The organism is Olleya sp. R77988, assembly GCF_044594215.1.
Taxonomy (GTDB): Bacteria; Bacteroidota; Bacteroidia; order Flavobacteriales; family Flavobacteriaceae; genus Olleya.
The window spans coordinates 1,093,903-1,119,348 of record NZ_CP138988.1; the positions used below are offsets into that span (position 1 = coordinate 1,093,903).

Annotated in this window: 22 protein-coding genes and 2 pseudogenes; 14 read left to right on the forward strand and 10 right to left on the reverse strand. The window is 31.2% G+C overall.

Going from position 1 to position 25,446, the window contains the following annotated elements; genetic code table 11:
- The first annotated feature begins 2 nt into the window (after nt 1–2).
- A complete protein-coding gene (gene thiL / locus SJY17_RS04910; RefSeq protein ID WP_397364369.1) occupies nt 3–1,052 on the forward strand; it encodes a thiamine-phosphate kinase in 1,050 nt (349 codons plus the stop codon).
- On the opposite strand, the gene SJY17_RS04915 is transcribed toward thiL, so the two are convergent.
- Both SJY17_RS04915 and SJY17_RS04920 read right to left on the reverse strand, forming a co-directional pair.
- Nucleotides 1,049–1,327 (reverse strand): hypothetical protein, encoded by a 279-nt coding sequence (locus SJY17_RS04915; RefSeq protein ID WP_397364370.1) that lies wholly within the window; start codon nt 1,325–1,327, stop codon nt 1,049–1,051. The genes thiL and SJY17_RS04915 overlap by 4 nt on opposite strands.
- Before the next feature lie 68 nt (nt 1,328–1,395).
- A complete protein-coding gene (locus SJY17_RS04920; RefSeq protein WP_397364371.1) occupies nt 1,396–2,199 on the reverse strand; it encodes an alpha/beta fold hydrolase in 804 nt (267 codons plus the stop codon).
- Nucleotides 2,200–2,295: 96 nt separating this feature from the next.
- Between SJY17_RS04920 and SJY17_RS04925 the strand changes: the two genes are divergently transcribed.
- The 6 genes and pseudogenes from SJY17_RS04925 (at nt 2,296) to SJY17_RS04950 (ending at nt 6,421) form a co-directional block, all read left to right on the forward strand.
- On the forward strand, nt 2,296–3,846 hold the full coding sequence (locus SJY17_RS04925) for a serine hydrolase (RefSeq protein WP_397364372.1): 1,551 nt from the start codon (nt 2,296–2,298) through the stop codon (nt 3,844–3,846).
- Between the two features lie 91 nt (nt 3,847–3,937).
- A pseudogene (locus SJY17_RS04930) lies at nt 3,938–4,174 on the forward strand (branched-chain amino acid transport system II carrier protein); the annotation flags it as partial.
- Nucleotides 4,175–4,234: 60 nt separating this feature from the next.
- Nucleotides 4,235–5,074, forward strand: a complete 840-nt coding sequence (locus tag SJY17_RS04935; protein WP_397364373.1) for a helix-turn-helix domain-containing protein — start codon at nt 4,235–4,237, stop codon at nt 5,072–5,074.
- A 229-nt stretch (nt 5,075–5,303) separates the two neighbouring features.
- The gene (locus tag SJY17_RS04940) at nt 5,304–5,426 is read left to right on the forward strand and encodes a hypothetical protein (RefSeq protein WP_397364374.1); all 123 of its coding nucleotides are present in this window, start codon (nt 5,304–5,306) and stop codon (nt 5,424–5,426) included.
- 16 nt (nt 5,427–5,442) lie between these two features.
- Nucleotides 5,443–6,003, forward strand: coding sequence for a carboxymuconolactone decarboxylase family protein (locus tag SJY17_RS04945; RefSeq protein WP_397364375.1), 561 nt, complete (start codon nt 5,443–5,445; stop codon nt 6,001–6,003).
- A gap of 31 nt (nt 6,004–6,034) precedes the next feature.
- Complete coding sequence (locus tag SJY17_RS04950; RefSeq protein WP_397364376.1) at nt 6,035–6,421, forward strand: hypothetical protein; 387 nt, start codon at nt 6,035–6,037, stop codon at nt 6,419–6,421.
- Nucleotides 6,422–6,505: 84 nt separating this feature from the next.
- On the opposite strand, the gene SJY17_RS04955 is transcribed toward SJY17_RS04950, so the two are convergent.
- A complete protein-coding gene (locus SJY17_RS04955) occupies nt 6,506–7,162 on the reverse strand; it encodes a hypothetical protein (protein ID WP_397364377.1) in 657 nt (218 codons plus the stop codon).
- Between the two features lie 102 nt (nt 7,163–7,264).
- On the opposite strand from SJY17_RS04955, the gene SJY17_RS04960 reads away from it, so the two are divergent.
- On the forward strand, nt 7,265–8,593 hold the full coding sequence (locus SJY17_RS04960) for an aspartate kinase (protein WP_397364378.1): 1,329 nt from the start codon (nt 7,265–7,267) through the stop codon (nt 8,591–8,593).
- A 180-nt stretch (nt 8,594–8,773) separates the two neighbouring features.
- Here SJY17_RS04960 and SJY17_RS04965 read toward each other — a convergent pair whose 3' ends face one another.
- From SJY17_RS04965 to SJY17_RS04975, 3 genes are all read right to left on the reverse strand, one after another.
- Entirely contained in the window at nt 8,774–9,301 is a 528-nt protein-coding gene (locus tag SJY17_RS04965) for a CbrC family protein (protein ID WP_397364379.1), read from the reverse strand.
- 233 nt (nt 9,302–9,534) lie between these two features.
- Nucleotides 9,535–10,827, reverse strand: coding sequence for an aminopeptidase P N-terminal domain-containing protein (locus SJY17_RS04970; RefSeq protein WP_397364380.1), 1,293 nt, complete (start codon nt 10,825–10,827; stop codon nt 9,535–9,537).
- A 113-nt stretch (nt 10,828–10,940) separates the two neighbouring features.
- Entirely contained in the window at nt 10,941–11,243 is a 303-nt protein-coding gene (locus SJY17_RS04975) for a hypothetical protein (RefSeq protein ID WP_397364381.1), read from the reverse strand.
- 267 nt (nt 11,244–11,510) lie between these two features.
- On the opposite strand from SJY17_RS04975, the pseudogene SJY17_RS04980 reads away from it, so the two are divergent.
- The 6 genes and pseudogenes from SJY17_RS04980 to SJY17_RS05005 all read left to right on the forward strand — a co-directional run.
- Nucleotides 11,511–14,228, forward strand: a pseudogene (locus SJY17_RS04980) (glycosyl hydrolase); the annotation flags it as partial.
- Between the two features lie 107 nt (nt 14,229–14,335).
- Nucleotides 14,336–14,995 (forward strand): succinate dehydrogenase cytochrome b subunit, encoded by a 660-nt coding sequence (locus SJY17_RS04985; protein ID WP_397364382.1) that lies wholly within the window; start codon nt 14,336–14,338, stop codon nt 14,993–14,995.
- A gap of 15 nt (nt 14,996–15,010) precedes the next feature.
- The gene (locus SJY17_RS04990; protein ID WP_397364383.1) at nt 15,011–17,023 is read left to right on the forward strand and encodes a fumarate reductase/succinate dehydrogenase flavoprotein subunit; all 2,013 of its coding nucleotides are present in this window, start codon (nt 15,011–15,013) and stop codon (nt 17,021–17,023) included.
- Between the two features lie 16 nt (nt 17,024–17,039).
- Nucleotides 17,040–17,786, forward strand: a complete 747-nt coding sequence (locus tag SJY17_RS04995) for a succinate dehydrogenase/fumarate reductase iron-sulfur subunit (RefSeq protein WP_397364384.1) — start codon at nt 17,040–17,042, stop codon at nt 17,784–17,786.
- Between the two features lie 90 nt (nt 17,787–17,876).
- Nucleotides 17,877–18,806 (forward strand): M28 family peptidase, encoded by a 930-nt coding sequence (locus tag SJY17_RS05000; protein WP_397364385.1) that lies wholly within the window; start codon nt 17,877–17,879, stop codon nt 18,804–18,806.
- Nucleotides 18,807–18,811: 5 nt separating this feature from the next.
- Nucleotides 18,812–20,581 carry a DNA mismatch repair protein MutS gene (locus SJY17_RS05005; RefSeq protein ID WP_397364386.1) on the forward strand — a complete coding sequence of 590 codons (1,770 nt, stop codon included), beginning with the start codon at nt 18,812–18,814 and terminating at the stop codon, nt 20,579–20,581.
- A gap of 3 nt (nt 20,582–20,584) precedes the next feature.
- On the opposite strand, the gene SJY17_RS05010 is transcribed toward SJY17_RS05005, so the two are convergent.
- The 4 genes from SJY17_RS05010 to SJY17_RS05025 form a co-directional block, all read right to left on the reverse strand.
- Nucleotides 20,585–21,241 carry a GldM family protein gene (locus tag SJY17_RS05010; protein WP_397364387.1) on the reverse strand — a complete coding sequence of 219 codons (657 nt, stop codon included), beginning with the start codon at nt 21,239–21,241 and terminating at the stop codon, nt 20,585–20,587.
- An 11-nt stretch (nt 21,242–21,252) separates the two neighbouring features.
- Nucleotides 21,253–22,008 carry a hypothetical protein gene (locus tag SJY17_RS05015; protein WP_397364388.1) on the reverse strand — a complete coding sequence of 252 codons (756 nt, stop codon included), beginning with the start codon at nt 22,006–22,008 and terminating at the stop codon, nt 21,253–21,255.
- Nucleotides 22,009–22,155: 147 nt separating this feature from the next.
- A complete protein-coding gene (locus SJY17_RS05020; RefSeq protein WP_397364389.1) occupies nt 22,156–24,249 on the reverse strand; it encodes a S46 family peptidase in 2,094 nt (697 codons plus the stop codon).
- Between the two features lie 123 nt (nt 24,250–24,372).
- Complete coding sequence (locus SJY17_RS05025; RefSeq protein WP_397364390.1) at nt 24,373–25,269, reverse strand: thioredoxin family protein; 897 nt, start codon at nt 25,267–25,269, stop codon at nt 24,373–24,375.
- Nucleotides 25,270–25,446 lie beyond the last annotated feature (177 nt).

Here is a 25,446-nt window from a genome sequence, read left to right on the forward strand (position 1 = left end):
ACATGATAGAAGATAAAAATCAACAACGTACAGCTTTAAGTCAGTTAGGCGAATTTGGATTAATTGATCATTTAGCTAAAAACTTTGATATTAAACAAGAATCGACAATTAAAAGTATTGGTGATGATGCTGCTGTTTTAGAGTTTGATGATAAACGAGTGGTTGTTACTACAGATTTTTTAGTAGAAGGCGTGCATTTTGATTTAAGTTATATGCCTTTAAAGCACTTAGGTTACAAATCTGTAATTGTTAATTTATCTGATGTTTATGCAATGAACGCTGAAGCAACTCAAGTAACAGTTTCTATTGCTGTTTCTAATCGTTTTCCTTTAGAAGCAATCGAAGAGTTATATGCAGGAATACAAACTGCTTGTAAATTATATAATGTAGATTTAGTTGGTGGAGACACAACATCTTCTACTTCAGGTTTAATTATTTCTGTTACTGCAATTGGTCAAGTTAAAAAAGGAGATGAGGTTTATAGAAGTGGAGCAAAACCAAACGATTTGTTAGTGGTTACTGGAGATTTAGGAGGAGCTTATTTAGGATTACAAGTGTTAGAAAGAGAAAAAGAAGTTTTTAAAGTCAATCCAAATAGCCAACCAGATTTAGATGCCTATACTTATATAATTGAGCGTCAATTAAAGCCTGAAGCAAGAAAAGATATTATTAAAATATTGCAGGATTTAGAGGTTAAACCAACATCTATGATAGATATAAGTGATGGATTATCGTCAGAAATTTTGCATTTATGTAAGCATAGTAAAGTAGGTTGTGATTTATATGAAAACAAAATTCCGTTAGACCCTCAGGTTATTTCTACTTGCGAAGAGTTTAATATGGATAGCACTACAGTTGCTTTAAATGGAGGAGAAGATTATGAATTGTTAATGACCATTTCTCAGGAAGATTTTCCAAAAATAAAAGCCAATCCAAATGTAACTGTTATTGGTTTTATTACTGAAGAAAATGCAGGAGCGCATTTGGTTACTAGAGCTGATCAAAAAATAGAATTAACCGCTCAAGGATGGACTAGTTTTAAAAAGGACTAAGACGTCATTTTTAATGTAGAATATTGTGTTTTGTTTTTTGAAAATCGAAGCATTTTATTTTTATGAATGCGTTCTAAAACAGAGTTTATTTCTTTAAATTTTTCTGTTAACTCTGTTAAATGACCATTACCATTTGTGGTCATTTCTTTTTTGCAATGACAACATTTATATTCTTTAACGTGATAGGTAATTTTTTTGCTAACTTCAAAGTTATGCCCAAAAAGAGAGCAATATAAACTACCTTTTGATGATGATTTGGTTGCTACTTTTTCCATTAATTATCTATTTTTATAAAACAATCAAATTGTGATTGCTTTATTATTGACTGTACAAATATAGACAATTATTCTAAAGTATCGACAAAATGATGTATTTTTTCGATAAAAAACATTATTTGTTGTAAATACTGTTCTTTATTTTCAATGTGTGACATATGACCTTCGCTAAAAACAAAGGTTTCAATAGCGTGTTTTTTAGCAAAGTTAATTGTGCTTTCTATATCAATAACAGTATCTTTTTTACCTAAAACAATACAGGTTTTAAAAGGTGCATTTGCAAAAAAGACTGAACTATCCTCACGTAATTTCATGCCTTCTTGTCCAGCCATATAACCTTGAAGTGATGTTTTAAGTGCTATTTGTAAAGCAGCATGAAAAGCTTGCTTATGTTTTTCTTTACTAGAAGCACTAAATAAATTAGCAAAACTCATACGTACCATATTATTAAAATTGGATTGTATCATTTTGTTAGCGCGTGTTCTTAATAGCTTTCTATCTTCATCATCAGCTTGATAAGTAGAGTTTAATAAGCATAATCCTTTAATATTTTTGGTATGTAATTTAGCAAAAGCCAACGCAACATATCCACCCATGGAATGACCAATAAAAGTATATTTTCTTAATTTTAGATGTTTTAAGACTGCATATACAGCATTTGCCATGTCATCCATAGTATGTACGTAACCTAAAGATTCTGTTTTACCATGACCTAATAGATCAATACAAATCACTTTATTTTTTTTAGACAAAAGTGCTACCAAATCATTCCACATAGAGCTGTCTTCTAAAAAACCATGAAGTAATACAATTGCAGATCCTTTTCCAGAAACTGTATACCAAACAGATGCATTTTTGTGTGTAATTGTCATAGATAGCAAAGATAGTATTTGTTGTGTTTTTGCTTCAGCCTTATAAGGAAGTATTTTTACTATATTTGAAGATATTCAATTAAATAAATCGCTGTTATGAACATCAAAAAAGCATTTTTCGTATTCCTATTAATAAGCCCATATTTTATATCTGCTCAAATTGAAGAAGCAAAACTAGATCAGCTTATAGAAAATACTTTGAAGACTTTTGAAGTTCCTGGAATTTCTGTTGGTGTCATAAAAGATGGAAAAGTTGTCTATGCAAAAGGTCATGGTGTACGTGCTTTATCTAATAAAAAAAACATGGACAACAATACTTTAGTTGGTGTTGCGTCTAACAGTAAAGGATTTACTTGTTTTGCTTTAGCAATGATGGTAGATGCTGGAAAACTTAATTGGGACGATAAAGTAAGGCAACATATACCAGAGTTTAGGTTGCAAGATGCTTGGGTTACAGAGCAATTTACTGTTAGAGATTTGGTAACACACAGAAGTGGATTAGGATTAGGATCTGGAGATTTAATGTTTTTTCCAGAAAATGGTCATTTTAAAGTGGAAGATGTAATTAATAACGTAAAAAACCTAGAACCACAATCCTCTTTTAGAAGTGCTTTTGAATATAATAATAACATGTTTATTGTTGCTGGAGAAGTTTTAAAACGTGTTAGCGGTTTGACTTGGGAAGATTTTATTGAAACTAAAATAATGAAACCAGTTGGCATGATAAATAGTAAGGCATCCTACAATCGTGTGACAGATAAATCTAATATTATTGAAGCACATACCTTAGCAGATGGAAAATTGGAACAGATTCCGCATGATTGGAGTGATACTGCAAATGCAGCAGGCGGAATTGTAAGCAATGTAGATGACATGTTAACTTGGGCTCAGTTTTTAATGGATGACGCAGTAACCAAAAATGGTGAACGTCTGTTAACAGAAAAACAGTTTAATGAGCTTTGGCAGCTACAAACACCTTTAAAAGTAAGAAAAAACGATAGTTATAATTCTAATTTTAAAGGCTATGGTCTAGGTTGGTTTGTAACAGATGTAAAAGGTGGTTATAAGCAAGTATATCATACAGGAGGATTATTAGGTACTGTAACTCAATTTACTATGATACCAGATTTAGATTTAGCAATTGTAGTATTAACAAATCAAATGAATGGATCAGCATTTAGTACAATAACCAATACTATTAAAGATAGTTATTTAGGTTATGAGGACAGAAATTGGTTAGAAAAATTAGGAAAAAGTAATACTAATTGGCTTAAATATAACGACAGTATTAAAGCAGGTGTTTATGCTCAGGTAAAACAAATGAAACGTAGTCCAAAACTACCAAAACCATCCACTATTGCAGGAACGTATACAGACGATTGGTTTGGAAATGTTATTATTTCTGAAAGCAAAAAAGGATTAACCATTACTTGCAAAAATTCTAAAAGTTTAACAGGACAATTATTGCCATACAATGCAACTACCTACGTTGCAAAATGGAATAACAGAAGCTATGATGCAGATGTATTTGTGCAATTTACTTTTAATGCAAAAGGAGAAACAGTAAGTGCAACCATGAGTCATATTGCACCAATTACAGATTTTAGTTTCGATTTTCAGAATTTAGAACTTAAAAAAACCAATTAATTATCCTGAAATATTTTTGAAACCTATAGGTATAAGAAGATAAAAATATTAGCTAAAGTTGGTGTTTTTTGCCAACATAATAAACATAATAATGAACAAAACTAAAGACCTCTTTATAACCAGTTTCGCTTTGTTTTCTCTGTTTTTTGGAGCAGGAAATTTGCTGCTTCCACCATTTTTAGGTTATAAGGCAGGAGACGATTGGTTTTGGGTAACCTTAGGATTTATCATTACAGCAGTTGTAATTCCTATTATTGGTATTTATGCACACGCCAAATTACAAGGGACATTGTACGACTTTGGTAAAAAGGTATCATCAGCTTTTACGGGCTTTGTTTTAGTAAATTTCAAAATATTTACGACTAAAGGCGTCTCTAATTAATTTTATATGGCAGTTCAAGATATTTTAACCTATTCTTTTAAAGATATATTTTCTTTAAGTATTGTACAGTTTGAAAAAGCCTGTGTATTTAACAAGCCAGAACAAGTAGAGGCTTATAATATATATTGGGTTAAAAAAGGAAAAGGAATGTATAACATAGATTTTAAAAGTTATAAATTTCAAGATAATGTGTTGTTTTTTTTATCTCCAGGTCAAGTATTCTCAATAGATTCTGAGTTGATTCAGGAAGCCTATAAAATATCTTTTGTTCGTGATTTTTATTGTATTCAAACACATGATAAAGAAGTCGCTTGTAATGGCGTGTTGTTTAATAATGTATACGACACTCCGTTTGTAAAACCTTGCGATAGTGACACACAAAAACTTCAATTTATTTTAGAAGGATTAATAGAAGAGTTTAAATCGTCAGAAGCTGCACAATACGACATGCTTCAAACATATTTAAAACAATTTATTATTCACGCTGTTCGTGTTAGAGCAGAACACGATCCCATAAAAGAAGATACAGATACCAAACTATTTAAAGACTTTAGTGTATTAGTAGAACAAAATTATAAAAAGCTACATACAGTAACAGCCTATGCTAACAGACTAGGACTATCGCCAAAATCTTTAACCAAACATTTTAATAAAATAGGCACCCAAACACCAAGCGATTTTATTAAAAACAGAATTATCCTAGAAGCCAAACGTCAATTAATTTATTCAAACGATTCTGTAAAACAAATAGCATTTGATTTAGGATTTAACGACGCAGCCTACTTTACAAGGTTTTTTAAAAAAGGAACCTTAAAATCTCCACTTCAGTTTAAAAAAGACCATTAATTTTTTTTTGGCGTGACCATAAAGGTCAGGCTATCCATTATATCTTTTTTTGCCATATATGGCAGCAAAAAAAGGATGCCATTTCTATCCTTCACGCAATAATTACAGGCTCAAAAACCTAATAAAATAGCTTAGTCCAAGCAAAAGGAACTTTTGTCCATTTTTTAAACTGTCTTCTCGTCGCATCTTTGCACTGTAATTAATTAGTAACAATAAAAACATAGCTAATATGAAAACAATACAAAACAACCAATGCCCAAATTGTTGGGGATTTCAAGAATACGACAATAAACAAACAGACAATAAAATATGCAATTGCAACAACAATAAAATAAAACAACAACAACAATAATAAAAACATAGAAATTATGAGCACAAGAATTAAAACATTAAACCCAGAAACAACAACAGGAAAATCAAAAGAATTATTCAATGCTGTACAAAGCAAATTAGGATTTATTCCAAACCTAATAAAAGTATTTGGTAACTCTCCAGCAACCTTACAAACCTATTTAAGTTTGGGCGAGTTAACCGCAAGCGGAAACTTTAATAATAAGTTTAGAGAGCAATTAGCATTAGCAATAGCAGAAGAAAACGCATGCAATTACTGCCTATCTGCACATACAGCAATTGGAAAAATGAATGGTTTAACAGAACAACAAACAGAATTAAACAGACAAGCAATCGCAGCAGATACTAAAACGCAAGCAGGTTTACAATTTGCGCAAGCAGTAACAAAAAATAAAGGACAAGTATCTACAGAAATTATTCAAGCAGTAAAAGACGCAGGCTATAATGATGGCGATATTTTAGAAATAGTATTAAACGTTGTGTCTAACACATTAACAAACTATGTCAATCATATTGCCCAAACCGAAATTGATTTTCCAAGCATTGAAGCAGGAAAATTTACAGTAACAAACAACTAATAAAAATTAACACAAATTAAAACACAAAACAATGAAAAACTTATTTATCGCAGTATTTTTAGTAGCCTTTTCAATAACAGCTACAGCACAAGATAGTATAACCAAAAAAGAAACGGTGACAACAGTCTCTTTAGAGCAAACAAAAGGAGCCTTTACACAAACAGAATTAACACTAGCAGAAGGGACTTATATATTTGAAGTTTCAAATAATAACGCAGTAGCAGAAGTTGGATTAGTTTTAATTAAAGACGGTAAAGATGGATCAGATCCTAAAAACCATATTGCAAATGCCTATGTGTCTCAATTAGTAAAACATGGTAAAACAGAATCTTCAAAAGAAGTCAAATTAACCAAAGGGACTTACAAATATTTTTGCCCTTTTAACGAAACACCACAGTACACTTTAATAGTAGAGTAGGTAATAATAAAATGCAGCATTAATTGATTGATAGCGCTATATTTTAAACCGTTAAAGTTAACTTTAACGGTTTTTTTATGACAATTAATTCTTCAAATTTTTAATTACAGAAAACGCTTTGTCCACCACATGGTCTTCCACCAAAACAGTAAATTCGTTGGTGGTAGAAACCACTTCGTAAATAGGTATGTTTTCCCAAGCCAAACGTTTAAAAATCTGATAATACAAACCAGATATTTTAGAATTATCTTTTGGTAAACGTACACTAATTGCTGATAAATGTTCCTGTAAACCAATTTGTTTTTCGGCATTAAAACATTTTAAAACCTGTTTGTTTTCAGAGCTTGAAATAATAATATTACTTTCAAAAATCCCTCTGGTAAACGCATAAAAAATATCTTTATTAGTTTCTACTTGATCTAGTATTTTAGTGTGACTTTTAATTAACGATTCCGAGTTTTGAAACGTAAAATCACTTAAGTTAGACCGTACTGTAATATCTCCTAGATTTTGCAACGTACTTTTTAATTTTAAAGAATGTCTTAGCGTATTTGGTGTATTGTACCTACGTAATGCCATCATTATAGCACCAGATTTTACAGGTTTGCGTAACATGGTACTAATTGGCGCATTCAATTCTTCGGCTAAAGCCGAATAATTAATGATACTTCTAGATAAGGCTTCTTCTAAAAACGGTTGTGTAATTAAAATATCCTCTACACAAGATGCAATAGTTTTCATTTTGTTAATTATTTAACATTATGTGTAAAAGTAGTGTAATTTTTTCAATTTTATGGCTATTAGTGAGTTGGCATGTAGTTTCGCTATATAAAATTAAAAAAAATGTTAGTATTAAAATTTGGAGGTACCTCTGTAGGATCAATAAATAATATGATTAATGTTAAAAACATTATTCATGATGGACAACAAAAAGTAGTGGTTTTATCTGCAATGTCAGGGACTACCAATGCATTAGTAACTATTTCAGATTATATTAAAAATGGACAAACTAAGGAAGCCTTAAATACTATTGATGTACTTAGTAATACCTATGCTACAACTATAAAAACATTAATTACTAGTCCAGATTTACATCAAAATGTTAGTCAATATGTACAAAACGTTTTAAATGGTTTAGCAAATCTTGTAAATACCAATTACAGTAATTTATTGTATAACACTATTGTCGCTCAAGGCGAATTGATGTCTACATACATTTTTACTCATTTTTTAAAACAAGAAGGCATCAATGCTAAGCTATTACCAGCTTTAGATTTTATGCGAATTGATAAAACTTTTGAACCAGATAACTACTACATACAACAGAATTTAAACCGAATCATGGCTGAAGACAATCAAGCCGAAATCTACATCACACAAGGTTTTATTTGTCGTGATGCAGAAGGTGATATTGCTAATTTACAACGTGGAGGAAGCGATTATACTGCAACTATTATTGGAGCAGTTTTAAAAGCCGAAGAAGTGCAAATTTGGACAGATATTGATGGATTTCATAACAATGATCCACGATTTGTAGAGCACACCAAAGCTATTTCTAACCTGTCTTTTGATGAGTCTGCAGAGCTGGCCTATTTTGGAGCAAAAATATTACATCCACAAACCGTAATGCCAGTTAGAGCATTGGATATTCCTGTACGTTTAAAAAACACCATGCTTCCAAAAGCAGACGGAACCCTAATTACCAACCAAGTCCATGGAGAAGGGATTAAAGCAATTGCTGCTAAAGATGGTATTACAGCTATAAAAATTAAGTCTGGTAGAATGTTACAAGCTCATGGATTTTTAAAGAAGGTTTTTGAAATTTTTGAGCGTTATGAAACCTCAATAGACATGATTACTACTTCAGAGATTGCTGTGTCTTTAACCATTGATGACACGACGCATCTAAATGCAATTGTAGAAGAGTTAAGCCGTTTTGCACATGTAGAGGTTGATAATTATATGAGCATTGTTTGCCTAGTTGGTAATGCAATAATTTTCCATTCAGACACACCAAATTTATTCCAAATCTTACAAGATGTTAGTGTACGTATGATATCTTATGGTGGCTCTAATAATAATATATCATTACTAATAAATACAAGTGATAAAGTCGAAACGTTGCAAAAACTACAACGTTACGTTTTTGAAGGTAATCCTGTTTTGGTATAAATTAAAAAAGCGAGCTTTTATGTTTTGTTTTACGTGTTTGTATAAGTTTCAGTTGAGTGGTTTAGCAACGAATTTAGCAAATACAAACCGAATAGAAAATCCGTGAAGATTTTCGTAAGCAGGCTCGAGCCAAGCAATTAATTTTATACGTTGTTCTACACCGTTTTTATTCAGATTTTATTAATTCGTGTCGATATGTAATCGATGTTGGTCGCAATTTAAACACTTAAATAAATAACCTTGCATTCCGCCATCATTTACTAAATATTGCTCAAATTCCAACTGCGATAATCCATATTCCGATTTAATTCTTTCAATATCGTCTGATAAATTTTCTTTCAGATGTTCAATTTCTTTCCAGCCAACATATTTCTCAAATGAACAATAATCATCGTGATGTGCAAGCCAAACTTCTTGTTGCCAACTCACATAATTTGGTGTTTTCGTAACCAATTCAGTCAGTTTGTTTTGGTCAGAAACTTCTTCGCAAGAAGCATCGTCAATATACATTCCATCGTATTTTTCGGCTGCGCTTCCGTCCGCAATACACCAAGGACAAATAAATTCAACTTCTTCGACAGCGTAAATTCCGCCAGAGTAAGCATAGTCTCTATTTTTCTCACAAACTGGACAATCAATATTTTTCTTTTCAATTATTCCCAATTCGAGTGCGTTCGGTTGGTATTTAAACTTTGGTAATTCAGACATATTTTTTGAATTCAGAGTGTCATTGTTTTTACAGCCAGAAACTATTCCGATTACTAATATTAATGCTATGACGAATGTTCGTTTCAAATGGTGTAGAACGTATATATAAGGTGAGTTTCCATTTCACTTTATCGAATGTTAAACGAAGTTAGTTGATTTTTTTACAAAGTCAAAGTTTTGTAAAATAAAAAAAAGAGCACATAAGGCTCTCTTTTTTAAATAATTATATAAGGTTATTTATTCATTAACGCTTCAATCTCATCTGCTTCAATTGGTATATTTTGCATTAAATTAAAAGGGTCTCCTTTTGCTTGTATAATAACATCGTCTTCAAGTCTAATACCAAACCCTTCTTCTGGAATATAAATTCCAGGTTCAACAGTAAAAACCATATTAGCTTGCATTGGCTCTGTTAAAATACCATAATCGTGTGTGTCTAATCCCATGTGGTGAGATGTACCATGCATAAAGTATTTTTTATAAGCTGGCCAATCTGGATTTTCGTTTTTAACGTCTGCTTTATCTATTAGTTTTAAATCTAAAAGCTCTTTAGTCATTAATCCTCCAACTTCTTTATGGTATGCTGCCCAATCTGTACCAGGAACAAGCATTTTGGTTGCAGCATTTTTAACTCTTAAAACAGCATTATAGACTGCTTTTTGACGTGCTGTAAATTTACCAGAAACAGGAATGGTTCTGGTCATATCACTACTATAGTTAGCATATTCTGCACCAACATCAAGTAGGATTAAATCACCAGCTTTACATTGTTGGTTGTTTTCTATATAGTGTAATACATTAGCATTATTACCAGAAGCAACTATTGGTGTGTATGCAAACTTTTTAGAACGGTTACGTAAAAACTCGTGCATAAATTCGGCTTCAATTTCAAACTCCCAAACATTAGGTTTTACAAAACCTAGGATACGTCTAAAGCCTTTTTCTGTAATATCACAGGCTTGTTGAATTAAATCTATTTCTATCTGATCTTTTACAGATCGTAAACGTTGTAAAATAGGATTGCTTTTGGCAACACGATGTGCTGGATATTTATCTTTTAACCATTTAGTAAAACGGTCTTCGCGTGTTTGGGTTTCTACATTAGCACGATAGTGTTCGTTGGTGTTAATATAAACCGTTTCAGCTTGAGACATTAGCTCTGCCATAACTTTATGTAGGTCTTGTAACCAATACACGGTTTTAATTCCGCTTGTGGCTAATGCAGCTTCTTTTGTTAGTTTTTCCCCTTCCCAAACAGCAATATGCTCGTTGGTTTCTTTTAAAAACAGCATTTCGCGATGTTTTTCTATAGGGCAATCAGGAAATAATACCAAGATACTTTCCTCTTGATCAACACCACTTAGATAAAAAATATCTCTATGTTGCTCAAAAGGTAAAGTGCTATCTGCACTTACTGGATAAATATCGTTGGAGTTAAAAACCGCTAAACTTTTAGCTTGCATTTGTGCAGCAAAGTTTTTACGGTTTTTTATAAAAAGCTTGGAATCTATTTTATGGTATTTCATCTGAAATTTTTTTATTAAAATTTAAGTCTTGTAAAAATAACAACTTTAAAATAGATGCAATAAAAAAGACGACCATTTTTGGTCGTCTTTAAATTTTTTAAATCGGTTTAGGCTTAAGACTTACCCATCGCTTTTTTGATAAATCCGATGATAGTCATTAAAACACCACCACCAACACCACCACCAGCTACGCTACCTAAGATGCTAGTCATGTCCATTCCTGTTGAAGCCTCAGCTGCTGCTGCACCTCCAAGTCCTAACATTCCAAGAAGTTTTCCTCCAAGTCCTCCTCCTAAGATTCCGACTAAAGCGTTTAAGCCACTACCTAAAGAAAAGTTTTTTAGAAGTTTTCCTGCTGCAAATCCTCCTCCAGCTCCTGAAAGTAAATTGATAATCATTGGTAAATACTCGCTCATTTTAATAAAGTTTTAGTTAGTAATAATGTGTTAAAATAACATATTATTTGATGATTTTTAATTATAAACACAATTTTTTTATTAACAATTAATTTTTTATGTTAAAAATTTATTCAAAATAAAATTTCAAAATTCATATATTTTTGTTCTAATTTTGATGTTGGTATTACTTTTAAGTATCTTCAATCTCTAAATAATTTTGCTATGAGATCTTACATTATATTATCCTTATTTTTAGTTTTTTCGCTTCCAATTTTATCTCAAAATAATTCTGTAGTTAAAAATGTTCCGTTTACTAATATTGGACCAACTGTTATGAGTGGTCGTGTTGTAGATATTGATGTTAATCCAGATAACCCAACAGAGTTTTATGTAGGTTATGCTTCTGGAGGTGTTTGGCATACCACAAATAATGGGACTACTTTTGTGCCAATTTTAGATAGCTCTCAAACGCAAAATGTTGGTGATATTGCTGTAGACTGGAATACTAAAACTATTTGGGTTGGAACTGGAGAAAACAATGCGTCAAGATCTTCTTATTCTGGTATTGGTATTTTAAAATCCTCTAATAATGGTGTGTCATGGCAAAATGTTGGTTTACCTAACTCTCAACACATTGGACGTATTTTAATTAATCCAAATAACTCAAAAGAAGTTGTTATTGGAGTTACAGGAGCATTATATACAAAATCCAAAGATAGAGGAGTATACAAAACAAAAGATGGAGGGACAACTTGAACCAAGACATTATATGTTGATGATGTTAGCGGAATTATAGACATAAGGCAGTCTCCTAATGATTATAATGTCATGTTTGCATCCTCTTGGACTAAAGACAGAAAAGCTTGGAATTTTGATGGAAGCGGAAATAACTCAGCAATATATAAAAGTATAGATGCTGGAGAGACTTGGGTTAAAATGTCTACAGAAGCAAGTGGTTTTCCTACTGGAAAAGGTGTAGGACGTATAGGATTGGCAGTTTACGATAATGATATTGTTTATGCAATACATGATAGTCAGTTTAGACGTCCTTCAGATGGTAAAAAAGAAACTAGAAGAGGATTACAAAAAGATGATTTTAAAAGCATGAGTACTTCAGATTTTTTAAATCTAGAGGATAAAAAACTAAATGACTTTTTAAAGATGAATGGCTTTCAGGAAAAATACAGAGCAGAAAATGTCAAGCAAATGGTACGTAGCGGAAACGTAAAACCAATAGATTTAACACATTATTTAGAAGATGCCAATTCTATGTTATTTGACACACCTGTTATTGGAGCTGAGGTCTATAAAAGTACAGATGGAGGAAAAACTTGGAAAAAAACACACAACGATTATCTTGACGATTTATATTACAGTTACGGTTATTATTTTGGACATGTACATGTGTCACCAGTAAATCAAAACAATATTTATGTGTATGGAGTACCTATTTTAAAATCTAAAGATGGAGGTAAAACATTTACGTCTATAAGTGCCGAAAATGTGCATGCAGATCATCATGCTTTGTGGATTAATCCTAAAAACCCAAATCATATTGTAAATGGAAATGATGGTGGAGTAAATATAACTTATGATGATGGAGCAAATTGGATAAAAAATAATTCGCCTTCTGTTGGACAGTTTTATGCTATAAATGTCGATAACCAAAAACCCTATCGTGTTTATGGTGGTTTACAGGATAATGGTGTTTGGGTTGGTGCACATAATGCTCCAGAAGACAAAAGTTGGCATCAAAATGGAGAATATCCATGGAAATTTATAATGGGTGGAGATGGTATGCAGATAGAAATAGATAATCGTAATCCAGATATTGTGTATACTGGCTATCAATTTGGTAATTATTTTAGACTAAACAGAGAAACTGGAACCCAAGATTACATCCAACCAAAACATGAATTAGGCGAAAAACCATATAGATTTAATTGGCAAACACCTATACATTTATCACGTCACAATCAAGATATTTTATATTTAGGAGGAAATAAATTAATGCGATCTTTAGATCAAGGTAATACTTGGAAAGCTATTAGTGACGACCTTACACAAGGTGGAAAAAAAGGAAATGTTGCTTTTGGGACGTTAACCACAATTAGCGAATCTCCTTTTGAATTTGGATTGCTTTACGTTGGTAGTGATGATGGGTTAATACATGTAACCAAAAATCAAGGTGCTACTTGGGATAACATCTCTACTAATTTACCTAACGATTTGTGGGTAACACGTGTAGTAGCTTCTAAGCATAAAAAAGAACGCGTTTACGCAACATTAAATGGTTACAGAAATGACGATTTTACAACTTACGTCTATATGAGTGAGGATTATGGGCAAACTTGGACATCAATTAGTAATAATATTCCAAAATCACCTGTAAATGTTATTATTGAAGATCAAGTAAAAGACAATATTATTTATTTAGGAACAGATAATGGAGCTTACATAAGTTTTAATAATGGACAAAAATGGGATGCGTTTTCAAAAAATCTTCCAGCAGTTGCAGTACATGATATGAAAATTCAAAAAGAAAGTAATGATTTACTGTTAGGTACACACGGAAGAAGTATTTATAAAACTAATGTAGAACCACTTCAGCAATTTGGTTATCTAGTTTTAAGTGGTCAGACTAATATTTTCGATTTAGATAAGATTCGTTATTCTCGACGTTGGGGAAATTCTTGGAGCAAGTGGATGCAACCTTATGAACCTTCAGTTTCAATCAAGTTTTATACAAGTAAAACAGGGATGCAAGAAATTCAAATTTTATCTGAAGACAAAAAGGTTTTAAATACTATTTCAGTAAAAGTTAATAAAGGGTTTAATTACGTAGACTACGATTTGACTATTACTGAAAAAGGTAGAAAAGCCTTAATGAAAGTCAATAAAGCTATTGATATCAACAAAGCTAAAAATGATAAGTATTACCTTTCATTAGGGAATTATTATATTAAAATTGATGGTATTGAAAAAGGTTTTGAGGTTGAATAAACGACGTTACTTATACACATTCTAAATAAAACAAATAGGTTTTTAAATTTGTTTCAAAATAAGTTGAGCCTTATCTTTGTAATAACAAATAATTAACCACAATTATAATGAGCGGAATTTTAAATTCTTCAATAGGTAGGAAGTTTGCTATGGCTTTATCAGCACTCTTTCTAATGTTTTTTTTACTACAACATTTTTTAATCAACTTACTTTCGGTAATTAGTCCAGAAGCTTTTAACGAAGTGTCTTATTTTATGGGAAACAATCCTTTAATTCAATATGCTATGCAGCCTATTTTATTAATTGGAGTATTATTTCATTTTATAATGGGATTTGTTTTAGAAATTAAAAACAGAAAAGCAAGACAAATTAGCTATGCTAAAAATAATGGAGCAGCTAACTCTACATGGATGAGTCGTAATATGATTTGGAGTGGAGCAGCTATTTTATTATTCATGGTATTTCACTTTAAAGATTTTTGGGTACCAGAAATAGTTGAAAAATACGTTGAAGGTAAAAGTCAATTAGGAAAAGATTTTCATCATCATGTAGTACACATGTTTGAGGATCCTATTAGAGTAGGTGTTTATGTTTTAGCATTTGTGTTTTTAGCACTACACTTATTACATGGTTTTGATTCTGCTTTCCAATCTGTTGGAGCAAATAACAAATACACAAAAGGATTAAAAAGATTTAGTAAAATCTATGCAATTGGTATTCCTGTAGGATTTATCATCATTGCATTATTCCATCATTTTAATCATTAATATACAGAGCGTTTTATGGCATTAGATTCTAAAATACCTCATGGTCCAATTAAAGATAAATGGACAGATTATAAAAATCATATAGACTTAGTAAATCCAGCTAACAAGCGTAACATAGATGTTATTATTGTTGGTACAGGTTTAGCAGGTGGATCTGCAGCTGCTACTTTAGCAGAACTAGGTTATAACGTAAAAGCATTTTGCTTTCAAGATTCTCCTAGACGTGCGCACTCTATTGCAGCACAAGGTGGAATTAACGCAGCAAAAAATTACCAAGGAGATGGAGATTCTACTTACAGATTATTTTACGATACAGTAAAAGGTGGAGATTATCGATCTCGTGAAGCAAACGTATATCGTCTAGCTGAGGTATCTGCAAATATTATTGACCAATGTGTTGCACAAGGAGTTCCTTTTGCAAGAGAATATGGTGGATTATTAGATAATCGTTCGTTTGGTGGTGTATTAGTATCACGTACTTTTTATGCAGCTGGACAAACAGGACAACAATTATTATTAGGAGCTTATTCTGCAATGAATCGTCAGATTGGACGTGGAAAAATCAAAATGTACAACCGTCACGAAATGTTAGACGTTGTTAAGGTTGATGGAAAAGCTCGTGGAATTATAACACGTAACTTAATTACTGGAGAAGTTGAAAGACATTCTGCACATGCAGTTGTACTTGGAACTGGTGGTTATGGTAATGTATTCTTTTTATCAACTAACGCGATGGGAAGTAATGTAACAGCAGGTTGGAAAGCACACAAAAAAGGTGCATACTTTGCTAACCCTTGTTACACACAAATTCACCCAACATGTATTCCAGTGTCTGGAGATCATCAGTCTAAATTAACATTAATGTCTGAGTCTTTACGTAACGATGGACGTATTTGGGTACCAAAACACATGAAAGATGTCGAGGCTATTAAAGCTGGAACATTAAAACCAAAAGATTTAGCAGAAGAGGATAGAGATTATTACTTAGAACGTCGTTATCCTGCATTCGGAAACTTAGTACCTCGTGATGTTGCCTCTCGTGCAGCAAAAGAACGTTGTGATGCTGGTTTTGGTGTTAATGCAACTGGAGAAGCTGTGTTTTTAGATTTTGCTTCTGCAATTCAACGTTACGGAAAAGAAACTGCGCATGTAAAAGGATTAGATGAAAACGATGCAGCTTTAGTAAAATCTTTAGGTCAAGAAGTAATAAAGAACAAATACGGAAATTTATTCCAAATGTATGAGAAGATCGTAGATCAAGATCCATACAATACACCAATGATGATTTATCCAGCAGTACACTACACAATGGGTGGAGTATGGGTTGATTATAACTTAATGACAACCGTTCCTGGTTTATACTGTATTGGAGAAGCTAACTTCTCTGATCATGGAGCAAACAGACTTGGAGCTTCTGCTTTAATGCAAGGTTTAGCAGATGGTTATTTTGTGTTACCATATACAATTGGTGATTATTTATCTGACGATATTAGAACTGGACCAATTTCTACAGATTCTAAAGAATTTGAAGAAGCTGAAGCTGAAGTTAAAGAAAGACTTAATTTCTTTGTTACAAATAAAGGGTCACACTCTGTAGATTATTTCCATAAAAAATTAGGAAAAATCATGTGGAACAAAGTAGGAATGTCTAGAAACGTTCAAGGTTTAACAGAAGCTATTGCAGAAATTAAAGCATTAAGAGAGCAATTCTGGAAAGAAGTTAAAGTACCTGGAACTAATGAAGAATACAACGAAGAATTAGCAAAAGCTGGTCGTGTAGCAGATTTCTTAGAGTTAGGAGAATTATTTGCTAAAGATGCATTAAATAGAGAAGAATCTTGTGGTGGACACTTTAGAGAAGACTCTGTAGAATTAGATGGAGAACAAAAAGGTGAAGCGTTACGTAACGATAAAGATTTTGCTTACGTTGCAGCTTGGGAATACAAAGGAGAACCAAGTGATGCTGTGTTACACAAAGAAGAATTAGAGTTTAAGGATATAGAATTAAAACAAAGATCATACAAATAAGGAGAGAGTTATGGATATGAATTTAACGTTAAAAATTTGGCGTCAAAAAAACGCTAGTGATAAAGGAAGTATGGTTGACTATAAAGTCACAGATATTTCTCCAGATATGTCTTTCCTTGAAATGTTAGATGTTTTAAATGAACAACTAATTAATAAAGATGAAGAACCAGTAGCTTTCGATCACGATTGTCGTGAAGGAATCTGCGGAATGTGTTCTTTATATATTAATGGAGAAGCACATGGTCCAGATAGAGGTATTACAACTTGTCAATTACACATGAGAATGTTTAAAGATGGAGATACTATTACTATCGAACCATTCAGAGCAACTGCTTTTCCTGTAGTAAAGGATTTAATTGTTGACAGAAGTTCTTTTGATCGTATTCAACATGCAGGAGGATTTATTTCTGTAAATACTTCTGGAAATACAATTGATGCCAACGCAATACCAGTTAATAAGCAAGATGCAGATGATGCGTTTTCTGCAGCAACTTGTATTGGTTGTGGTGCTTGTGTTGCTTCTTGTAAAAACTCATCAGCAATGTTATTTGTTGGAGCTAAAGTATCTCAGTTTGCATTATTACCTCAAGGTAAAGTAGAAGCTACAGATCGTGTTTTAAACATGGTTAAGCAAATGGATGAAGAAGGTTTTGGTAACTGTACGAATACTGGAGCATGTGAGGTTGAATGTCCTAAAGGAATTTCTTTAGAGAACATAGCACGTATGAATCGTGAGTATTTAGCAGCTAGCTTAAAAGGATAACAAATTCCTGCAAATGCAGGAATCTCAATATAAAAAACCTAAGCAATTTGCTTGGGTTTTTTTATTAGCTTTACCTATAATTTTTTTTAAATGAAAAGAGCATATCTATTATATATTTTAGCATTAAGCTTCTCGTTTATTAGTTGTAAAACACAAAACAATACAACAGTAAAAACTGAGGTAAAACCAACGATAAACTATAGTTTTAATGCTGACAATTTACTTGAAAACATCAAGGAGTTATCGTCAGATAAATACGAAGGAAGACGTACAGGAACAGAAGGTGCAAAAAAAGCAAAAAACTATATCGTAAATCAATTTAAAACTTTAGAAGTAAAGCCTATAAAAGGAAGCTATATCCAACCATTTGCATTTGGTAATTATCAAGCAGAAAATGTTTTAGGATTAATAAAAGGAACAGAAAATAATAGAAAACATATAGTTTTATCGGCTCATTACGATCATGAAGGTGTAAAGAATGGACAAATTTATAATGGAGCAGATGATGATGCTTCAGGTGTAAGTGCATTATTTGCTTTTGCTGAATATTTTGCTAAAAACCCTCCAAAGCATAATGTAATTTTAGCAGCTTTTGATGGTGAAGAATTAGGTTTAAAAGGTGCCTATCATTTTGTGAATGATAATGTTATTCAGCAAAGAAATATTGTGCTAAACTTAAATATGGATATGATTAGCCGAAGCGAGAAAAAAGAATTATTTGCAGTAGGTACGCGTTATTATCCACAATTAAAACCAACAATAGAAAACTTTAAAGATATAGGTTCTGTAGATTTAGTTATTGGTCACGAAGGATTAACAAAAGGAGACGATTGGACTTACTCAAGCGATCATGCTGCATTCCATAAAGCAAATATTCCGTTTATTTATTTTGGAGTTGCAGATCATGAAGATTACCACAAACCAACTGACGATTTTATAAATATCGATCAGCAATTCTATAAAGATGCAGTGCAAACAATAATTACTGTTTTTAATCAGTTTGACAGCTTAGATTTATAATACAAATGACAGACGCAACAACATATTACAATTCAAATATTACAAATTATACTGCTGAGGTATCTAAACTATACAAGCAATTAACTAGTTTAAGTATTGCTAGACTTTTAGTGTTTATTGCTACAGCAATTGGCTTGTATTTTACGTTTAATAATTGGACTATTTTTGGAGGTATATTGCTGGTTGGTATTGTAGTTTTTATCTATCTATTATCTAGATATACCAATATAAAATCTACTTATAAATTAAAGCAAGAATTATTAAAAATTAATAAAGAAGAAATTAAAATAGCTTCAGGTGATTTTTTTTATAAAAATGAAGGCTTACAATTTCATGATTCAAATCATAATTATGCATTAGATATTGATTTGTTTGGAAGAGGTAGTTTTTTTCAGTTTATAGATAGGACAACAAATATTGATGGTTCATTAACTTTAGCAAATAGCTTAAAAGCTAATAATATTGAAGATATAAAGTTAAGGCAAGAAGCCATTAAAGAATTGTCTCAAAAACAAGATTGGAGGCAACAATTTCATGCCACAGCAAGTTTAATTAAAGTAGAAACAGAAGCAAAAAAGATACTTAAATTTTTAAAATCGCATCAATCGTTTTTACCAAAAATCTTTAAATTTATTCCTTTAGTACTTTCCATAATAACGCTTGTTATTGGTGTATTAGCTTTTACTAAAATTATTCCAATTGCAATCATTGCATATTGGTTATTTATTGGTTTATTTATTACAGGTCGATATGTTAAAAAAATTAATATTTTAAGCGCAAATACAGATCGTATGCGTGATACGTTTAGACAATATGCAGCTTTGTTAAAAGCTATTGAAACCGAAACATTCACTTCCAAATTATTATTAGATAAGCAAGCAGAAATTAATTTAAAAGACAAAAAAGCGTCAGCTATTTTAAACGAATTATCAAAAGCAATGGATGCTTTGGATAACCGTAATAACTTGATTTCTGCCATTTTTGGAAACGGTTATTTTATTACAGACATAAAGCATACTTTTACTATTGAGCAATGGATTGAAAACTATAAATCTACCGTAGATCATTGGTTTGATGTGGTTAGCTTTTTTGATGCTTACAACAGTTTTGGTAATTACGCTTTTAACCATCAACATTATACTTATCCAGAAATAATAGCTATAAATAAAGATACTAAGGTCACACAGTTAGGACATCCTTTATTGAAAACAGAAAAACGTGTTGACAATGATTTTGAAATAAAAAATCAAGAGTTTTTTATTATTACAGGAGCAAATATGGCTGGGAAAAGTACATTTTTGCGTACAGTGTCCTTGCATATTGTTATGGCAAACATTGGATTGCCAGTTTGTGCAAAATCGTCTGTTTATAGTCCAGTCAAGTTAATTACAAGTATGCGTACAAGCGATAGTTTAACAGATGATAGTAGTTATTTCTTTTCTGAATTAACACGCTTAAAGTACATTGTTGATGCTATAAAAGAAGATAATTACTTTATTATTTTAGACGAAATTTTAAAAGGAACAAATAGTACAGACAAAGCAATTGGTTCCAGAAAGTTTGTTGAGAAGCTAGTTGCAAGTCACGCAACAGGTATTATTGCAACACACGATTTAAGCTTATGCGAAATTGAAAAAGAATTAGAAGAAGTAAAAAACTACTATTTTGATGCACAAATTATTGATGACGAACTCTATTTTGATTACACCTTTAAAAAAGGAATTTGTCAAAACATGAATGCTAGTTTCTTGTTGAAGAAAATGGAGATTGTTTAGAGTTTATCCTATTATCCTAATTTGCATTGGAACCGTTTTACAAATTCTTGCAGTAAGATTTGATTTTATTTGAATGTCAAAAATTTGCACCAAAGTACCTCTTTTTATTTTTAGGATATCTTTAATTAATAAAGATGATTTAATCCTATTTCCTTTTATTTTTTTAGTAGGTTTCCCAGGAATTTTTAAGCTAAAACTAACCACTTCTGTTTTTAATCCATCAATTAATAAATCAGGAAATGCATAGGATACTTTACCATTACTTAGTTCTTTTCTAGATAATCTTATTTCACATTTTTTACAACTCTTTCCGTTTATTTGACTTGTTCCAATTCCAATATCTTTTATTTTAAATGTTTTTGAAAATGAAAAAGACTTTCCGGTTACAGTAATTATAATTTCTTTTCCTGTTTGAGGAGAAAGCTTATAATTTCCTAAATCATCAATTTTTTTTAAGCCATCACCAGAAGCAGTGTAAGAAAGATTATTTTCGATTTTAATTACTATAGGATTAATGATTCCTCTGTAAACAATATTTTGATTATTAAATTTTGAAAAAATTTTAATTTTTGGTGTTTGATAATCGATATCAGTATCTTTTTTGATAATACTATTAATTGAAAAATAAAACAGTAATAAAAGTGTAAATGTAAATTTCATTTTATAAATAATTAACTCGTAGGAACAACCAAAGTTTCATTAAACATCCATTTTTTAATCAAATCATCGTTTGTTGTAATTTCGGCAAAAACATATAAATTAGATCTAAAACAAGGAGACGTTTCAGCTAATTCAATAACTACTTTATTGTCGCAATAACTAGAATGTAAAAAATACAATTCTTTATCTTTAATTAATAGATAACCTACATGATTATCTAAACCAACTAAATAAATTCCATCGTTATATACTTGATTTAATTCACTTTTTAAGCTTTTAAAAGTAAGGTTGCTATATATTTTTAAATCTTGTTTAGGTTGTAAAGCTTTAGCTTCGTTTAAAGCAGCTTGTTGTGCCATTTTATAACGATTTAGGTTAAAACCTAAATGTTTTAAAGTAGTTGACACAAAGTAACCACAAGCAATTAAACCTTCATTTGGTGTATTTGTGTGACCATTAAAATCCCAAGTTGTGCCATACCAATGTGGTGTAATATCATTAATTAATTTATGGTATAAATATTTTGATGCGCTATCAATTGCTTTGTTCTTATTGGTGGCATACAAGGCTTTAAAATAGCTTTTATCACTATTTATTTTAGATTGTATTGTGTTGTAATTTCCGTTTGCCTTAAAATTAATACCAAGTGTTGTACTATCCAAACCAGTATAATTGTTATTGGTTTTTTTGTTTTGGATTTTAGTATTTTCAGGAGAGTTTAATGAGATGCTTTCGGTTTTAAGTTTATTACAACTTATAAAACACAAAATGACTATTATTAAAAAGTTGAATTTTTTGATAGTTAAAACATGTTGGTTAGTGATATTATAACTTAAGAATACTGGTTTTTATTGTAAAATAAAAAACCTCATAAGTTTTAAACTTATGAGGTTTGAATTATAATTAATGATTTGTTATTTATCCTTTTTAGGATGTACTAATTTCATTTCGTCAATTAAATGTGTTGCTCCAGCGTATTTATCTACAATAAAAAGCACATAGCGTAAATCTACCATTATGTTTCGGCAAATTTCCGGATCGTAATTCATATCACTCATAGTACCTTCCCAAACACGATCAAAATTAAGACCAACTAGGTTTCCGTTTGCATCAATTGCTGGACTACCAGAGTTTCCTCCTGTGGTGTGATTGGTTCCTAAAAAACAAACAGGCACTTTTCCGTTACTATCTGCATATTGTCCATAATCTTTATTTTTGTGTAACTCTAAAAGTTTTTCTGGTACATCAAACTCGTAATCTCCAGGTACATATTTTTCTACAACACCATCTAAATAACTTACTGGATTATAATACACAGCATCTCTTGGAGAATAACCTCTTACTTGACCATAAGTGACACGAAGTGTACTATTTGCATCTGGAAAATAGCGTGCATTTGGTAAAGCATCCATTAATGCAGTCATGTACTTGGTTTGTAAAGCAGTAATTGGTTCGTTTTTTTCTTGGTATTCTTTATCTATTGTATTGTAAAACTTAGCAATCATTGGTTTTGCATACTTATATGCTGCATCTTTATTTAGTTTTTTAAGTACAGTTTTTGCATTACCATCCAATAATTTTAAAGCAGATTCTAAATTGGTAAACGCAGTTTTTTCATAAATAGAAGCATCTACATTATTATTGTAAAAAGGCATGACATTATTAAAAACACCTTTGTCTACTTGTACATCGTAGTTTTTGTGGATGCCTTTAAGTCTAGTTATTAAACCTGCTTTAGCTTTTTCAAAAGCTTCTGGTTTTGCTGTAATGGCTTGTTCCATTTGATAAGCTCTAAACGTCATTTGCATTAACTCGTTAGTAACCAAAAAGACTTCAATAAAATTTCTGCGTTTGATGTTTATTGGTCCAAAATCTTTGTAAAGTTTATCAAAATCAGATAGAATATTTCCATATTGGTCTTCAAGATTTTTTTCGTTTAACGCTTTAGTAAAAGTGGCTTCAAAAGCACGTCTTTTTGCTACTGCATCACTTTTTTCAATACCAAGATTTTCGCCAATCCATTTTTTCCAAGCATTAGCAATACGTGCTTGTTTTGATGCATATTTAATTCTAACAGCATCACTTTCTTTCATTTTAGCATCAATAACTTTTAAAGCTGCTTCACGAATAGCAATATTTGTTGGGTTAAACTCTTCAGTAATGTGCTGTATAGCTACAGCTGGTAAATACTCGTTTGTACGACCAGGAAAACCAAAAACCATAGTAAAATCGCCTTCTTCAACACCATCTAAAGAGACAGGTAAAAAGTGTTTTGGTTTGTATGGTTGGTTGTCTTTACTATATTTTGCTGGTCTGTTATTTGCATCTGCATAAATTCTGAACATAGAAAAATCTCCTGTATGTCTAGGGAAAACCCAGTTGTCTGTATCACTTCCAAACTTACCAATACTTGTTGGTGGAGCACCAACTAATCTGATGTCTTCAAAACGTTCTGTAACGAATAAGAAATATTGGTTTCCGTTGTAAAAAGATTTTACTTTAGTGTCTTGCCAAGCTTCTTTTGTAACTGTTTTTTGAAAAGCATTACTGTTTTTGTCTATTAAAGACTGCTTTTCTTTTTCAGTCATACTATCTGTAATTCCAGACAATGCTTGAGTGGTTATGTCTTCAATTCTAACAATAAACTCGATAAATAATCCTTCGTTTGGCAATTCTTCGTCTAAAGACATAGCCCAAAAACCATCTTTTAAATAATCGTTTTCTAATGATGAATGTGATTGTATTTGACCAAAACCACAATGATGATTGGTTAATATTAGACCTTTGTCGCTTATCACTTCGCTAGTACAACCACCATTAAAATGACCAATTGCATCTTTTAAACTAGAGTTATTGACATCGTAAATATCTTTAGCAGTTAGTTTACTACCAAGATTGGTCATTTCTGTTTCGTTCATACCTTCTAATAACGAAGGAATCCACATACCACCTTGTTGTGCAGAAACATTAAAAGCTATAAAAAGTAAAATGAATTTTAAAAATCTCATAATTATTATTTTTGATTACTTTCAAAGATAAAAAACATGAAATAAATAAGGACGAAATATAATAGATTAATCTTCCTTTATTTAAAAGAAGATTAATCTAAAACTGAATAGCAGAAGGTAAGATTACTCTTTTGTTGCTAGTTTAATTTTTTCAAGCATTTCCAAAGCATTTTTATCTTCTGGGTTTAGACTTAAGACTTTATAATAATTTTTTGAAGCTTCAGTATAGTTTTTGGTTTCAAAATAAGCTTCTGCTAAACTATCATAAACATTAGATTTATATGGAAATATAAGTGTGTTTAGTTTAAAAATATAGGTTGCTTTTTCATATTCCTTAGCACGTAGTAAGACATAACCTAAAGTGTTTAATTCTCTGGTTCCTTTTACAAATTCGGATAGTTTAGCAACAAGGTTACCTTCTTCCTTTTGTAAGTCTTCAATTGTTTTTTCTTCCAATAAATGTTGTACATAGTTTGCTGCTATATAATTAAAAGTATACCTTTTATTAGTTACTATTTTTTCAATATCGCGTTCTAAAGTTTCAACAGGATGTTCTACAATTCTACTAACTTCTTTGTCGTCTTTATAAAAAATAAAAGTGGGTACTCTGTGTATTTTATAGCCTTTTTCTTCACTATTTGGACCTTGTTTATAATGCTCTTTAACGTTGTCTAAAGCAATAACTTCAAGGTTGTTCATGTTAAAATCGGCAGTTTCTAATACATTGTAAAGTCTAGGTACTTCTTTTTTACTATCACCACACCAAGTCCCTAAAAAGACCTTGATTTTATAGTCTTTAAGCGAGTCTTTAAAAGTCTCTACAAATTTGTCGTTAACAATATAATTGTCATGATTTTTGTTAAACCAGTCTTTATAAGCTTCTTTTTGAAGCCCTTTTTTGTTAATTGGTCCTAGTAATTTTGCTTTTCCTTTATCATCAACTACTTCGTTATTTATTGTTTGAGCAACTGCAAACGTTAAGCTAAGTAAAAAAATGGAAAGCGTTAAAAATGATTTCATAAGTATTGGTTTTTTGTTTGATAACTCAAACTTACACGTAAGCCTTTTTAATTAAAAAATATTTTAACCAACTACATACTTATCGTTACAAACTGCATTAAATGTGTTGTTTGTAATGCTTTTATTGGATTTTGTACTTTGTTTTTTGATGGTTTTAGGTTTTTCAATTACTTTAAC

What these genes read in the sequence shown, in the direction of transcription:
- thiL (WP_397364369.1), top strand. Translation starts at nt 3, where the DNA reads ATGATAGAAGATAAAAATCAACAACGTACAGCTTTAAGTCAGTTAGGC.
- SJY17_RS04935 (WP_397364373.1), top strand. Translation starts at nt 4,235, where the DNA reads ATGGCAGTTCAAGATATTTTAACCTATTCTTTTAAAGATATATTTTCT.
- SJY17_RS04990 (WP_397364383.1), top strand. Translation starts at nt 15,011, where the DNA reads ATGGCATTAGATTCTAAAATACCTCATGGTCCAATTAAAGATAAATGG.
- SJY17_RS04925 (WP_397364372.1), top strand. Translation starts at nt 2,296, where the DNA reads ATGAACATCAAAAAAGCATTTTTCGTATTCCTATTAATAAGCCCATAT.
- SJY17_RS05020 (WP_397364389.1), bottom strand. Translation starts at nt 24,249, where the DNA reads ATGAGATTTTTAAAATTCATTTTACTTTTTATAGCTTTTAATGTTTCT.
- SJY17_RS05010 (WP_397364387.1), bottom strand. Translation starts at nt 21,241, where the DNA reads ATGAAATTTACATTTACACTTTTATTACTGTTTTATTTTTCAATTAAT.
- SJY17_RS04945 (WP_397364375.1), top strand. Translation starts at nt 5,443, where the DNA reads ATGAGCACAAGAATTAAAACATTAAACCCAGAAACAACAACAGGAAAA.
- SJY17_RS04965 (WP_397364379.1), bottom strand. Translation starts at nt 9,301, where the DNA reads ATGTCTGAATTACCAAAGTTTAAATACCAACCGAACGCACTCGAATTG.
- SJY17_RS05005 (WP_397364386.1), top strand. Translation starts at nt 18,812, where the DNA reads ATGACAGACGCAACAACATATTACAATTCAAATATTACAAATTATACT.
- SJY17_RS05000 (WP_397364385.1), top strand. Translation starts at nt 17,877, where the DNA reads ATGAAAAGAGCATATCTATTATATATTTTAGCATTAAGCTTCTCGTTT.
- SJY17_RS04955 (WP_397364377.1), bottom strand. Translation starts at nt 7,162, where the DNA reads ATGAAAACTATTGCATCTTGTGTAGAGGATATTTTAATTACACAACCG.
- SJY17_RS04975 (WP_397364381.1), bottom strand. Translation starts at nt 11,243, where the DNA reads ATGAGCGAGTATTTACCAATGATTATCAATTTACTTTCAGGAGCTGGA.
- SJY17_RS04985 (WP_397364382.1), top strand. Translation starts at nt 14,336, where the DNA reads ATGAGCGGAATTTTAAATTCTTCAATAGGTAGGAAGTTTGCTATGGCT.
- SJY17_RS04920 (WP_397364371.1), bottom strand. Translation starts at nt 2,199, where the DNA reads ATGACAATTACACACAAAAATGCATCTGTTTGGTATACAGTTTCTGGA.
- SJY17_RS04950 (WP_397364376.1), top strand. Translation starts at nt 6,035, where the DNA reads ATGAAAAACTTATTTATCGCAGTATTTTTAGTAGCCTTTTCAATAACA.
- SJY17_RS04940 (WP_397364374.1), top strand. Translation starts at nt 5,304, where the DNA reads ATGAAAACAATACAAAACAACCAATGCCCAAATTGTTGGGGATTTCAA.
- SJY17_RS04970 (WP_397364380.1), bottom strand. Translation starts at nt 10,827, where the DNA reads ATGAAATACCATAAAATAGATTCCAAGCTTTTTATAAAAAACCGTAAA.
- SJY17_RS05025 (WP_397364390.1), bottom strand. Translation starts at nt 25,269, where the DNA reads ATGAAATCATTTTTAACGCTTTCCATTTTTTTACTTAGCTTAACGTTT.
- SJY17_RS04960 (WP_397364378.1), top strand. Translation starts at nt 7,265, where the DNA reads ATGTTAGTATTAAAATTTGGAGGTACCTCTGTAGGATCAATAAATAAT.
- SJY17_RS04995 (WP_397364384.1), top strand. Translation starts at nt 17,040, where the DNA reads ATGAATTTAACGTTAAAAATTTGGCGTCAAAAAAACGCTAGTGATAAA.
- SJY17_RS04915 (WP_397364370.1), bottom strand. Translation starts at nt 1,327, where the DNA reads ATGGAAAAAGTAGCAACCAAATCATCATCAAAAGGTAGTTTATATTGC.